Raw genomic sequence first — 13,340 nt, forward strand, 5'->3', positions numbered from 1 at the left:
AAATACTCTTACATATCTAATTCTTATCAGGAAAGTCTAAAGTTCATAGACACAAGATTTTTTACAGCCTCCCCGCTTTAGCAGGAATGAAAGGCAAGTGCTGTGAGCGGCGACGTAGGAGCCGAGCACAGTGCTTGAGTGCTTGCACCGGGGTAGTTGATTTACCTCAAAAGGTATCAGCTTTTTATTCCTCATGTTTCAATCTCTCCCATTCTTTCCGTAACTGTTTCAGTGCAACATTTCTCCTGCGGTTTATCGTACTCCTGCAACGTCCGTACAGTCTGCCGATTGCTTCATCACGATAGCCAACGAAGTAATAAAGCAACAGAACTTCCCGTCTTAATTCCGGTAATCTTGATAATGCTGTTGCTAACCGTTCATCATCAACGATAACTTCCTTTCCCAACACAAGAAATACAGTCGGCTTGTCCTGCTTTTCAAAATAACTGTCAATAGCAGACGGTTCAAAATATCGTTCTGACATCAGATAGTCGAGGGATATTTCCCGTTCTTCTTTCCGCTTCAAATCCCGCCATGCGTTCATGGCTTCATGGCACAGGACAATCTTACAGAACGCATGAAACGCATATTCGATATGCTCCATGAACTGTTCAGAATATCTCATTTTCTCTCACCCCCTTTCTTCCCAGTAGGGGGCTATTACAACAAAAACCCATACAGCAGAAAGCGCATGAGTTTTTGAGTAATGCGAGTTATTAAGACATACTAAATGATATGTGTGTTCATACTCATAGGCAGGAAATCCCGTTCCACAAGACAGGATTTTTTTGATAGTTCACCACAGCCAAAACCACCCATGAAATAAAAAACAGACATAGCAGTACCTCACAATACCGCCATATCTATGAAAACTTTCCTGCCACATAAGAACGGCGGCTTTGATTGTTATTTCAAAACCGCCGTTCAGCCGCTCATATTCTGTTTTGGCGCATGATGATTTTGCCGCCACACAACGGTTTTTTTATTAACCGCCGGACGGCATGAACATCTTCTTTTATGTGTAATGATACTTCTCTCTGTTCTGATGAAGAAAAACCAATGCTACAACCATAGTGATTAGCTCTGCTATCGGTACTGCAAGCCATACCCCTGTTACGCCCAAAATATTTGGCAATGTAAGCAACAGCACTGTAATCAGTCCGAAAGTCCGCAGGAACGACAAAATTGCTGACAGCTTCCCGTTTGATAATGCAGTAAATGTGGCAGAGGTAAAAATATTCAGTCCACAAAATAGAAAACTGAATGGGAAAATCAAAAATCCATTTCGCGCAATTTCGTAAACAAGAGTTCCCTTTTCTGCAAAAACACGAACCAATAGCGAACCAAAAATAAATGCTACTGCAAAAACAGTGACCGAAACAAAGACAATAAATTGCATACAAATTGCAAATACATTTTTTAGCTGTTTTTCGTCCTGCTTCCCATAGTTATAGCTGATAACAGGGGCTACGCCCATAGAAAAACCTATGTAAAGGGCACTCAATAAAAATTGTGTATAGATAATGATTGTGATTGCCGCAACCCCGTTTTCTCCAAGCAGTTTCATCATAATGCGGTTAAAAAGGAATGTTGTAACCGCTGTTGCCGCCTGACTTACCATTTCCGAAAAACCATTGGAACAGCTTTCAGCCAATACGGAAAAATCTATGACTGGCTTCCTAAAATGCAGACTGCCTCTCTTTGCGGAAAAGAACCATAATCCAATCACCGCCGGTATCATATAGCCAATGCCCGTACCAAATGCCGCCCCCTTAATGCCCATGTGAAACGGCACCATAAAATTATAGTCCAGTAAAATATTTACGATTCCTGCGCTCACGCCAAGCACCATACCCATTCCGGGGCGTCCCGCCGTTACAATCAGATTTTGAAAAAGCATTTGCAGGATACTTGCGGGCGTGAATAACAGCAGGATAAAAAGGTATTCTTTACAGTATGGAAATAAAATACTGCTCGCTCCAAGTCCCCAGACAATTCTGTCAATAAAAACCGTCCCAAAGACTGCAATCAATACACCAAACAAAATACCCACTGAGATAATCAGCGTAAAATCCTGTTCCGCTCTTTTTTGTTCTCCTGCTCCCATTTTGCGCGCTACAATCGCACTTCCTCCGGTTGCAATCATGGTTCCAAGACCGACAATCAGATTGATAACAGGGCAGACGATATTTAATGCTGAAAGTGCATTTATATCTACAAATCGTGCTACAAAAATTGTGTCAACGACTGTATACAGCCCCATAAATATCATCATCAAAATTGTCGGAAATGCAAATTTGAGCAGTGATTTTATTGTAAAGTTCTTTGATAATGGATTTAGGTCACTCATTGTCCTCGCCCTCCGATTTTTCTCTGTGAAGTATAAACCGCTGTGTCGGATAGCCAAACTCAATTAACAATTCCGCTTCGGCAAAGCCAAGGCTTCCCCATATCTCCCGATAGCCTGTGTCTGCCTTGTCACCCTCCCGAAAAGTCGTCACACTAATCTGTGCGGAACGTGCAAGTTCATACAATGCTTTTTCACAAAATGCTTTCGCTATCCCTCTTTTCCGATACTGTGGGTGTACCCCAAAGAAATCAATGCTCCCTGTCACCTCATTAAATGCCATAATCCCGATTGCCGTATCAGTGTCTTTCAAAATCAATGCACGCTTATTTTTGATACACTCCTGCAACTGTTCAAGGTACTGATTCTCGTCCAGATGCGGGAACCCGTCTATGACAAGGTGAACCAGTTCTATCCATTTAGGTATGTCCTCCTGTGTTGCAAAGACGATTTTATCCTGCCATTCTTTTTCCTCTAAATTTGTAGGATTTTCATTCAAGATATATCTTAGCTGCAATGGATAAAATTCTTCTTCCTCTCTGTACCTGTTGGGGGATTTTTTATACATGGCTTTGAAAATATCCGTAAAGGACTGCTGGCTCTCATATCCGGCAGAAAGCGCAATTTCAAGGATTGGTCTGTCGGAAAGTACAAGCAGTTTTGCGGCTTCGGTCAACTGGCGGCGTTGTATATAATCATGGATTGTCAACCCTACCGTACCTGTGAACATTCGGTGCAGATGATACTTTGAATAATGTACAGCCCCCGCAACTGTTTCCAAGTCCAGTTTTTCGTGCAGGTGTCTTTCGATATAGTCGATTGCCGCCATTACATTTTTGATATTCCCCGGCATTGCAGCATCCTCCTTTCTTTCTGCATTATAGCAGGATATTTCATTCAGCTTTTCATTTATCTTGCTGTTTTAAGGGCAAGTATTTATCAGTATACAGCAGTCTACCCCGATAAGAAAGATTTTTAGAAATTTTCTTCTGATACATTGGCATTTCTCTAACTCCCCCGTATTAAGAAACAAGGAAAACTTTTTGAAGAATTTCTCTCAAAACTCCGTCAAAATCGCCCTGTGCGGTGTTGTAGGTAGTGAGAGGACTTATCAGAGGGTTTGGGAAACTTCCCAACAAGCAAAATCTGTCCGGCAAGCCATAGCGCGGACGGGCAGATTTACGGAAAAGGGTACCCTTTTCCTATGCTTGCTCCGAAACTTATCACTTTAGCAAATGCGGAAAGGAAGGGAAAAGAATGGATTGGGAACTGGAAATCAAGGACAGCGGCTATCTGCCGGAAAAAGGAAAGCCGACAGAGGAAACCGTCTGCTACAAAATCGGCGGCACCTACTATGAAGTGTCTACCTCCTGCGGCGGTTCGGAACGGCTCTGCGACAAGATGATACGGCTCATAAAATCGGAAACCGTCAAACCGCCCAATGACAAACAGGGATAAGTGCGCTATAATAGGGTTAGCACATACTGTTTGTCGGGCGTTCATTACAGGAGGAATGAACACATGACAGCAAATACATATAAGCCCGGACAGATAACAGCATTATACGCCCGTCTTTCGCAGGAAGATACGTTAGAGGGCGACAGCAACAGCAGTGTAAACCAGAAAGCAGTCCTCTCCAAATATGCGGCGGACAACGGCTTTTCCAATCCCGTTTTCTTCATTGACGACGGTGTATCCGGTGTGACGTTCGACAGACCTCAATTTAACCGCATGATTGCGGAGATTGAAGCCGGAAACGTGGCGACAGTCATTGTCAAGGATATGTCAAGATTGGGGCGCGATTATCTGAAAGTCGGCTACTATACAGAAATTTTTTTCGTGGAGCGCGACGTTAGATATATCGCAATCAATGACGGTGTAGACAGCGCAAAAGGCGACAACGATTTTACCCCGTTCCGTAACCTGTTCAAGAACACGAGGCATTTGGGAGGGGTAAACTGCTAATTTCTCTCCAATTCGACAAATCAGTGTGCAACAATCAAATATCGCTGCTGTTACAGAATGTTTCCGTCTGGCTGCTGATGCGGTCAGGTGCTTTTTTTGCCCGATCACACCAGCCCAACAAAACGGTAGTAAATTTTAATGTCCTGGTGTCTTTGACCGTCTATGATGGTTCGTTCTCCAACTTCAATGCGGTCAATCAGTTCCTCAATGATTTCCCGGTTCAGTTCCTGCAAGTCCAGATACTGCCGGATGGTTCCGGCCCACTGGTGGATATTGGCGATGTCCTGCTGGGCTTTCCGTTCCCCGGCTAACAGACTGTCCAGGCGTTCCGATTTCTGGATGCGTTCCTGCTCGTTCTTTTGAATCAGAACCGAGAAGGAATCGCCGCTGATTGCCCCGCTTACCTTATCTTCATAAAGTTTTGCGGTGATCTGTTCCAGTTCCTCCAAACGCCGCCGCAAACGGCTGATTTCCTGTCGGCAGTCCTCTTGTTGCGTGGCGCTTGCGGATTGGATGTGCTGTTTCAGCTTATCCAGTACAGCGGCTTCATCGGCTGCAACCGCTTTTCCATGCGCCCGGATTTCACTCAGCACCAGGTTTTTCAGGCTGATCTCAAAAATCCGGTGCCAGGAGCAGATGCTGTGTCCGGTAGTGGCAAACCGGGAGCAGAAATAAGAAGTATAGTGCTTGACAGTGCCATTTTTCCGGCGCTGTGTTTCGCGGGCGGCAACCAGAGGATGCCCGCAGTCCGCGCAGACCAGCTTTCCGGTAAACAGAGATGCTTGGGGCGGCGTATTGTTAGCGGAAATCTGTTTCGCCGCCTGATTGATTTTCTGGACAGCCTCCCACAGCTCCGGCCCGATAATTGCTTGGTGCGCGCCCTCATGGGAAATCCATTCCGATTCCGGTTTCCTTATCATGGTCTTGTCTTTATAGGAACGGGAACCAGTGCGGTTCTGTGTGAGCGTACCGACATAAACATCATCGTTCAGAAGGCTTCGGACGGTTGCGTAAGCCCACAGCCGGGAATACTTGCAGCTGCCATTTCCGTAATGAACCGCCCAGTACCAGCGGGGAGGGAGAATCCCTTTCTCATTCAGGGCGGCGGCGATTTTCCCATAGGCCATGCCGGACTGACGCATCTGGAATATCTGCCGCACAACAGCGGCGGATTCCCCGTCAATGACCAGCCTGTGTCTGTCCTCCTCGCTCTTGCGGTATCCGTAGGGAGCGTAGGCGGCAAGATACTGGCCGCTTTTCTTCTTGGCATGAAGCACCGACTTGACCTTGCTGGACAGGTCCTTGAGATGGTAGTCATTCATCAGACTGCGGAAGTGCAGCATATCGGTGTTGTCCCCCTCGCTGTCCAGGCAGTCCAGAACCGATACGAACCGGCATCCGAGGGACGGGAAAATGACGTCCGTATAACGGCCCACCTCCACAAAATCCCTGCCTAAACGGGAAAGGTCCTTTACCAGAATCAGGTTAATCAGGCCATGCCTTGCGTCCTCCAGCATTTCCAAAAATCCGGGCCGCTGAAAATTGCCGCCGCTGTACCCATCGTCCTGATAGGTCTTGACCTCGATCCAGCCGTTGAGCATGACGAATTTGGAGAGGATTTCATATTGGTTCTCAATGCTCACCGATTCATCGCTGGGGATATAGCCCTTCGCTTTTGCGGAATTGGAGGCGTCATCCACACTCAGGCGGCAGTAGATACCGACTTTATATTGCTTCGCCATAATCCTGCCCCCTTTCCTGTGCCAGCGCCCCGTCCACATTCCCGACATAGCGGTAGTAGACCTTGACCTCACAAATCCGCTGCCCGTTGACCTTCTGGGTATCGCCAACCTCGATCCGGTCTACCAGTTCAAAAGAGAATGGTTTCGTCCAGTTCCGAGATTTCGGTATAGCGCCGGATAATTTCCAGCCAGCGGTCGGTATCCACCTGGTTTTCCAGGTGCGCCCGGACTTTCCTTTCCAGTTCCGGGACTGCCTCCGCCTTTTCTGCCCGTTCCGCTTCATATTTCTGCATCAGGGTCTGAAATACCGTCTGCGGGATGGAGCCGGTGCATTTGTCCTCGTAGAGATTCTGCATAGTGGAGATTGGAGCGCATACACGCTATGGCGAAATCCTCCCCGCCGCAATTAAGGGAAGATATGCGGTAATCATCACGGGGTATAAGCCGCCCGTTTTCATCAAGGGTGGGCTTCATGGTAAACTCGTCATGCTCAAAGGTTAGGTACTGCTCGGCAGCTCCATAGTCGGCGTTTTTAGAGCTGATATGTTTGAACGTTGCCAACGGCTTCACCTACTTTCTGCAAGACTTCAAACTTCAAGGCGGCAAGCTCCGCTGTGGCGGCTCGTACCTCTTGGGAGAGAGCGTTATAAGGTGCGCCGTACTCGTTCAGACAGCGGGCAATCTGATTCAAGTTGCCGCCTATCTTGCCATACTCGGCTGTGAGTTTTCCAACAGCAGACAGCAGTTCATCATTGACCGGGGAAACGGTAATGACCGGGCGTATGTGTTCTCTGTATGCTTCTGTGCAAGGCATAAGCGATTCCCCCTTTCTCCCACATGGGGCGGTGCATGGTTTACAGTTTCAGATTTATAATTCAGAAAACGGCAGCATTTTAGGCTGTCATTTCTTGATTATCTATCAAAATAAACTGGAATAATGGAAATGTTGCTCTTTCATTCACTATGCAAATTGTATCTTTACCTCTTGGATTCAATATGCTGCTTATCTATCATTAAATCAGTTGCTTTAATAAATGGATTGTGATACCTTTTTCGCTTTTCCGGCAGACATAGTCTTTTAGAAATTGCGGTATTCAGTTTTTCATAAGCTTCTGGTGTTTTGAATTGAATTGCCTTGGTCGGACAATATGCAACACAAGCCATACAACCATGACATTTATGATTCCAAACAGGGTGCTTTTTCTGTATTGTAATGTTCTGTGTTGGGCATATCTTGGCGCAGATTCCACATTCCATACATCTTTCATCTGTGTAAAAACCTTTATCATATTCTTGTTCAACTTCCATATACGGGGTCATTAACTTAGAATATAGCTTTCGTGTAAGCCATGCCATAGGTGGGTATGCCCTGTCCTTTTTTTCAGAAATTTCTTTGCCAATTTTGTCAATCTTTTTTTCCATGTAGGGTATCATAAGTTTTTCCGGCGGAAATGGGGCATAGGCTGTACACTAGCTTGCAACACAATGTAACGCAAATCCATAATTAAGGTGAGCCTTTTTGGCAGATAAAAGTTTCTCCATAGTTTCAAAAGATTTACCATGTATCGCAACATAAGTGGCAACCATAAAAATATAGGCATTGGGATTTATTTTAAGATTTTCTACAAATCTTTTCATTGTTCCGGGCATATCCCATTCATAAACAGGGCAGACAAAACCTATCACTTCGGCGGTTTCAGCAGATACATTTTCCACATCACACCGGACGGAAATAATTTCTGCACCTCCGATTCTTTCTGCTATTCCAATAGCAGTTCTCAAGCTATTTCCTGTACCGCTAAAATAATAAATAATATTTTTCATGTGAACCTCCGTTCTGTGTTCGCCAGCCCCTAATATGTCACACTTGTAACTCGCCGATTTTTATTATATAATAAGCCAATGGAAAGTCAACGGAAAATGGTAATGTGTCACACATTCGTCCAATATGTTACTTGTAAGAAAAACCGAATTTCCGTCCTGAAACCGTGAAAGGAATTTAAGCAAAATGAATACGACAAATGGAAAAATTGCAGAACAGTCTAAGGAAAAATTTGCAAAAGCTCTGCTGGTTATCATGGAACAATACGATTTTAAAGAAATCACAATTACACAACTTTCACAAGAAGCTGGTCTTTCACGAAAAACTTTTTATAGGCTGTTCAAAGATAAAGAAGAACTTATAAACTTCTTTTTTAAAAAATTGTATAGAGAATGTTTAGTGCAAATCAAGGCTCGGCAACTACAACATTATTGGGATGTTGTACAATGCTATTTTGATTTTTGTGAGGAACGTAAAGAATTGCTGTCGCTTTTGAAACGAAATAATTTGCTGGTGCTTCTTTTTGAGGGTTCTTATAAATATTCTTTTAAAGTCTTTGAATATGTCCGCTCTAAAGAAACAGCAGATATTTTTTCCTCGTTCCTCCCGTACTTACTTGCATATAGTATCGGTGGCATGTACAGTATGCTTTTGAAATGGGTGGAAAGCGATATGAACATTCCGTCCTCTCTGTTAATTGAAAAACTGAAAAATGGGCTTATGTCGGTTGATATTTGATACTCTCATTTGCATAGCAAAAAACATAAACAATTTTTTGCTATTGAATATAAAGATATATGAATGTGAGGGATTCCGTAGTAGTCGGCACTGTGCGTAATGTGCATAACTTGCTATCTTATGGAGTTGTGGGAAAGTCTGTTTGCAGAATGTGGGAAAGCTGCACTTTAGCTTTTCCATGTTCTGTGAACGGACTTTTCCATGACGGAATAGCAAGTTATACACATTTCCACGGTGCTTGTCTTTTGGTCTTTGGCTTCTTTGGTTCGGAATAGTGTGGTACTGGCGGTCTATCTCTTGTTTTCGGTTGCTTGCTTCTTTACCGTACATGAGCATTGGCCCCAGGGTTATCATTGCCATAACCTTCCAGCAGGTTGATGACGCCCCAGATACCGAGGCCGGCTCCCAGTGCGATCACGAGGGTCTGCAAAACTTCGATTGCGCTGTTGAAAAATTCCATACTTTAATTTAGCCGGAATCGCTTTGTGGTTAGTGTTGGTTCATAGGCATACAAAAGCCGGACAACAAAACCGCCCTGAATTTTGGGCGGCTCGATTCCGGCTATCCTCCTTCTTCATTTTTTTGTTAAGCTGTCCGCTTTGTACGCCAATGGACTCAACCGAGGCAGGTTTCAGGGACCCTGGCGGGTAGATAAGATCACTCCTAGTATAATAATGGTGTAGTCAAGAATGACTACTGGTTAATAGTTACAAAGTCCAATCTAATAAATCTATATAGATATAACGGAAGGAGGAATCCCCCTCCATCAGAAGTTATAAGACAACATTATTTACCTTGTCTGAGGTTTCCTTCATGCGCCAGACAAAATATAGAGGTATAATCACTGAGGGCAGGATCATTGACGTTCACTCCTTGGGAACCAGCCTTTCCGGCTGGCGAAACCTCTTAGAAAGTCTGTCCGTCCATTCGGTGGTGATTTATGTTTTGGCTGGTTGGGAAGCCCCAGGCTATACCTGTATAAGCCGCTAGGTTGTGTATCCACCTTCTGGAAATGGATGCCTGCCGGAAAAGATAAAACTATGAAATATCAAAATGTACTCATGATGCTCCAAAGCATCCCTTACCTCTCAGTCGGGCTTGATGCTGGCGCAGATTTCACATGGATGTCCATCATGCTCCCCAATGGCATCCTCACAGGAAAACCTTTTAAGATCATCCACTCGGATCCTGCGTCCCGTGAGCTTGCCGTCACAAAAATAAAGGAAGCGCAAGAGGCGTATTCTCTTGAAAGCCGCTGCTTCCTTGAGTCCACCGGGATCTACCACATCCCGCTCCTGTGCTTCCTTCGTGATAAGGGTTTTGACTGCTCCGTCATTAATCCTATTATTACTAAGAATAGCACAAATATGAACGTTAGGAAACTGCATAATGATAAATTTGATTCAAAAAAAGCTGCCAAGGTCGGGCTGGATGCGTCCCTTAAGACTTCCATCATCCCAGATGATGAGGTCATTGACCTGCGCAATCTCGTGCGTGACTACTATTATTTCAAGGATTTGCAGTCTGCCATCGTGTTGAAGCTTCATGCGGAACTCAAAGTGTCCTTCCCCGCATACCAGAAGGTGTTCAGCAAGATCACAACGCAGACTTCCTTAAAGCTTCTGGAAGCTTACCCCCTTGCAGCAGACATGCTTGCCGCACCAAAGGACCGGATGTGGAAACCATACGCAAAACAGCACGTTTCGGCGAAAAATACGCCCTTGCCAAATATGATGCCATATGCACTGCCGCAAAGGATGCCGCTGTTTTCGGACGTGCGCTTCCAAGCAATGCGCTCCGCATCCGGCTGTATATCAAAACTTACCGGGAATACCAGGAGCATCTGGATGGCATACTGGAAGAACTGCATAAGGCTGTTGATAAGCTGGAAGGGACACCGGCCTATGACCGCATCGCCCTTCTGCAGTCCCTGCGGGGCGTTGGCTTCCTCAGCGCAGTTGTCCTGATTGCTGAAATGGGTTCCTTTGACCTGTTTTCCTCCCCAAAGAAGCTTTATGCCTACTTCGGTTTGGATCCTGCCGTAAAGCAGTCCGGCAAATTCAACGGTGACAAAGTCCACATGTCCAAGAGAGGTTCCAGCCTTGCCAGGCGTATCCTGCATATGGTAGCGCTCAATAACCTTAAGATAGATAAAGGGACAAAAACACCAGTAAATCCGGTGATCCACAGTTACTATGCCAACAAATGCAAAAGCAAGAAGAAAAACGTGGCTGTCGGGGCTGTCATGCATAAAATCTGCAACATCATTTTTGCCATGCTCCGAGATCATAAGCCGTTTAAGATCATCACTCCCCAGGAACATTGTGAGCAGTATCTTGCAGCGCATCCTGGCAAGACACACAACGCAGCTTAACAGGTTCTCATAAATTTTTTAAATTTCCACATAGGTGGTTTTATTAAAGTTACACTTTTTTACATCAACTACTTAAAAAAAACTTTTTTAACATTTTTCATTTTACCTATTGACATTTCTTAGCTGGACTTTCTTGCGGAACGGGATTATTCGCCCTCGGTGTCTACGTCAACTTCAAACACATCGTAGACCTCGTTGGGTTTTGGTTTGAGCCGGGTGGACAAAAACGCTTCAATGTCAAAGGCGTTCTTATCGTCCGCGTCGGCGGTGTACTGAAAATTGGGGTGCTTGGTGATGTCATATTTATCTGACAAAAACGGGCGGACGCCCCGCAGCTGGAGGATACATTTTCCACCGTCCATAACCGCAAGCTCATCCTGGCTCATCAATTCTTTGCCACATTGTCAAGTGAATACTTCACTCTTTTGGATTTTTGTTTATTATAATATGATTGTGAAAGCTGTCGATCTGCTGTCCTCTCCCTCCCTTATTAGGCGTTCCCCTGAATATCCATTATTCAAACAAAGCAGAGCCGCCACTACAAGAAACACAAGCTACGGGGTATTAAAACCAGCCTTGCTCTGCTCGGTATTAGCTTGCTGTGCAGCAGAGCTACAGAGAATTAAACCTTATTTGGGATTAAGGTGGACAGAGAAGATAAATCGTTAAGAGAGGTTTAAGGACGTTTGCTACACTTAAGAAGCATTTCACAACAAATAGGTTGTTTAAATGATTTAGACAAACTATAATATCTGTTATTTCTATGATAACAAGGGAGGTAATTTATGAAACTAAAAAAAGTAATGATATTACTCGGTACTGTCTGTATATTGAATACAATGGTTACAGGATGTGGTTCCGGTTCTATTGCTAAGACAGAAGAAAACCAGACAGACGAAGCATTGTTAGAGGAATTAAATGATGCGCCGTCAAAAGAGATTGATGGAAACACGGATGGACTGCAGGAAAATACAGCAGGTAAATGGCAGGTACTAGAGCCGGATGTCGCTGCTGCTGTTGATGCGGATTTTCTGGGTAAGGTCTGGAAGATTGAAGAAGACTCATTTTTCATTGCCGAAAAGAAAGTAAAAATTCTTGATGACAGTTCCTTATCATACAGTTCTCCAAGCTCCAATGCTGATCTCCCTGATTCTCAGTTGATTCATGTGATTTTGGAAGATGATACCCGTTTTTATTTAAAAACCACTGATGGAAATGGAGAAAGCTATGAGGACACAAAGGCTGAATTTCAGGACTTGAAGGTACATATGTCTGTTGAAATGAAGGGCAGCTTTAAAAATGATAAATTTTATGCCAAGGAAATACGATTCTTTTAGAAAGTGATGGGAAAGATTATGAAAAGGAAATTGATACTGATATTTATGATAGCTTTAACTATGGGGATGATCGGATGCTCATCGGAACAAAAAAAGGATGAAATATCTGTGGAGAATGATTCCCCGAAAGAAACGGTTCAGGAAGAAGTAGCAGATGTAAAAACTGTAGATGCAAAAACTACAGAAACAGAAGCAAAAGTTACAGAATCGTCAAAGTCAGAGATTACAGAAGAAACCAAAAAAACCACTTCGGAAGCCGAAGAAATTCCGCTCGAAGAAATCCCGGTCGAAGAAATCCCAGCGGGCGATCCCATAGCAGGAATTATTGAAAAGTATGAAGAAAACATACTTACACTCAGGACTCCGGAGGACGATATGCTCTATTATTTTTTTATGGAAAATACCCCGATATTAGAAGGGTATTCCACGGAAAGTGCCCATGAGGCAAAAGGAGGTTCCACGATTGCTGTGGGCGATAAAGTTGAGATCAGTTACCGGGGGACACTTGATGATGAAGAACATCCAACTCAAGCTGTGAAAATTGTAATAATCACAGGTGAATAATTTTGCAAAATTATTGTGTATTCACGGTTAAATCCAAAAGAAGCTACAAAAAAACAGCGCCAATGCACAGGAGGAATCTTAAAAAGTTGGATTCCTCCTGACTTTCTATAATCTCACATTATTCTGTTGCCGCTGGTATCTCCCCGACAAAGTTATAAATGATTTTGATTTCCTGAAACTTCTCCCCGTCAACCTTTTTCACCTCCCCCACCAGAATCCGGCTGATAAGGCGGTTTAAGATACCCTCGTCCAGTTCCTGTATCGTGGCGTACTGCCGGATTTCCCGGATAAAGGTGCGGACATCACTTTCCTGCTCATTGGAGCGGCGCAGGGAGAGTGCCAATTCTTTAAGCTGCTTCTGGTTTTCCTCCTGTTCCCGCTCCATTGCCGCCGTCAGCTTCACAAACCGCTGCTCGGACAGGATTCCCTTTGCCTTGTCGGTATACAGGTT

9 protein-coding genes and 8 pseudogenes are annotated in these 13,340 nt (G+C 44.3%); 6 read left to right on the top strand and 11 right to left on the bottom strand.

Annotation, left to right across the window (positions count from 1 at the left end; translation table 11 throughout):
• Positions 1 to 184: 184 nt before the first annotated feature.
• The 3 genes from D7Y06_RS20730 to D7Y06_RS20740 form a co-directional block, all read right to left on the bottom strand.
• Positions 185 to 625: an RNA polymerase sigma factor gene (locus D7Y06_RS20730; RefSeq protein ID WP_120409543.1), complete on the bottom strand. Its 441-nt coding sequence runs from the start codon at positions 623 to 625 to the stop codon at positions 185 to 187.
• Between the two features lie 390 nt (positions 626 to 1,015).
• Positions 1,016 to 2,350, bottom strand: a complete 1,335-nt coding sequence (locus D7Y06_RS20735; protein WP_120409544.1) for an MATE family efflux transporter — start codon at positions 2,348 to 2,350, stop codon at positions 1,016 to 1,018.
• A complete protein-coding gene (locus D7Y06_RS20740; RefSeq protein WP_120409545.1) occupies positions 2,343 to 3,200 on the bottom strand; it encodes a GNAT family N-acetyltransferase in 858 nt (285 codons plus the stop codon). The genes D7Y06_RS20735 and D7Y06_RS20740 overlap by 8 nt, the downstream gene beginning before the upstream one ends.
• A 404-nt stretch (positions 3,201 to 3,604) precedes the next feature.
• On the opposite strand from D7Y06_RS20740, the gene D7Y06_RS20745 reads away from it, so the two are divergent.
• Both D7Y06_RS20745 and D7Y06_RS20750 read left to right on the top strand, forming a co-directional pair.
• Positions 3,605 to 3,805, top strand: coding sequence for a hypothetical protein (locus tag D7Y06_RS20745; protein WP_120409546.1), 201 nt, complete (start codon positions 3,605 to 3,607; stop codon positions 3,803 to 3,805).
• A 63-nt stretch (positions 3,806 to 3,868) separates the two neighbouring features.
• Positions 3,869 to 4,276 (top strand): annotated as a pseudogene (locus tag D7Y06_RS20750) (recombinase family protein); the annotation flags it as partial.
• Positions 4,277 to 4,416: 140 nt separating this feature from the next.
• Here D7Y06_RS20750 and D7Y06_RS20755 read toward each other — a convergent pair.
• From D7Y06_RS20755 to D7Y06_RS27355, 5 genes and pseudogenes are all read right to left on the bottom strand, one after another.
• A complete protein-coding gene (locus D7Y06_RS20755; RefSeq protein WP_120409548.1) occupies positions 4,417 to 6,054 on the bottom strand; it encodes a recombinase family protein in 1,638 nt (545 codons plus the stop codon).
• A pseudogene (locus D7Y06_RS28405) lies at positions 6,038 to 6,410 on the bottom strand (DUF4368 domain-containing protein); the annotation flags it as partial. The gene D7Y06_RS20755 and the pseudogene D7Y06_RS28405, both read right to left, overlap by 17 nt.
• A pseudogene (locus D7Y06_RS20765) lies at positions 6,373 to 6,615 on the bottom strand (relaxase/mobilization nuclease domain-containing protein); the annotation flags it as partial. The pseudogenes D7Y06_RS20765 and D7Y06_RS28405, both read right to left, overlap by 38 nt.
• Positions 6,587 to 6,847 (bottom strand): annotated as a pseudogene (locus D7Y06_RS20770) (plasmid mobilization protein); the annotation flags it as partial. The pseudogenes D7Y06_RS20765 and D7Y06_RS20770, both read right to left, overlap by 29 nt.
• A gap of 185 nt (positions 6,848 to 7,032) precedes the next feature.
• Positions 7,033 to 7,878, bottom strand: a pseudogene (locus D7Y06_RS27355) (EFR1 family ferrodoxin).
• Between the two features lie 184 nt (positions 7,879 to 8,062).
• On the opposite strand from D7Y06_RS27355, the gene D7Y06_RS20785 reads away from it, so the two are divergent.
• The gene (locus tag D7Y06_RS20785) at positions 8,063 to 8,614 is read left to right on the top strand and encodes a TetR/AcrR family transcriptional regulator (RefSeq protein ID WP_120409551.1); all 552 of its coding nucleotides are present in this window, start codon (positions 8,063 to 8,065) and stop codon (positions 8,612 to 8,614) included.
• A gap of 331 nt (positions 8,615 to 8,945) precedes the next feature.
• On the opposite strand, the pseudogene D7Y06_RS20790 reads toward D7Y06_RS20785, so the two are convergent.
• A pseudogene (locus D7Y06_RS20790) lies at positions 8,946 to 9,074 on the bottom strand (Maff2 family mobile element protein); the annotation flags it as partial.
• A gap of 580 nt (positions 9,075 to 9,654) precedes the next feature.
• Between D7Y06_RS20790 and D7Y06_RS28410 the strand changes: the two are divergent.
• Positions 9,655 to 10,988: pseudogene (locus D7Y06_RS28410) on the top strand (IS110 family transposase).
• A 146-nt stretch (positions 10,989 to 11,134) separates the two neighbouring features.
• On the opposite strand, the pseudogene D7Y06_RS20800 reads toward D7Y06_RS28410, so the two are convergent.
• A pseudogene (locus D7Y06_RS20800) lies at positions 11,135 to 11,386 on the bottom strand (VirD4-like conjugal transfer protein, CD1115 family); the annotation flags it as partial.
• Positions 11,387 to 11,773: 387 nt separating this feature from the next.
• On the opposite strand from D7Y06_RS20800, the gene D7Y06_RS20805 reads away from it, so the two are divergent.
• Positions 11,774 to 12,325, top strand: coding sequence for a hypothetical protein (locus tag D7Y06_RS20805; protein WP_120409552.1), 552 nt, complete (start codon positions 11,774 to 11,776; stop codon positions 12,323 to 12,325).
• Positions 12,326 to 12,343: 18 nt separating this feature from the next.
• Positions 12,344 to 12,889, top strand: coding sequence for a hypothetical protein (locus D7Y06_RS20810; RefSeq protein ID WP_004054179.1), 546 nt, complete (start codon positions 12,344 to 12,346; stop codon positions 12,887 to 12,889).
• Positions 12,890 to 13,007: 118 nt separating this feature from the next.
• Here the strand turns inward: D7Y06_RS20810 and D7Y06_RS20815 are convergent.
• Positions 13,008 to 13,340, bottom strand: a 333-nt coding sequence (locus tag D7Y06_RS20815) for a DUF4368 domain-containing protein (protein ID WP_120409553.1), incomplete at its 5' end; no start/stop codon positions are given.

The sequence above is a fragment of the Roseburia sp. 1XD42-69 genome, assembly GCF_003612565.1.
Lineage (GTDB): Bacteria > Bacillota > Clostridia > Lachnospirales > Lachnospiraceae > Roseburia_B.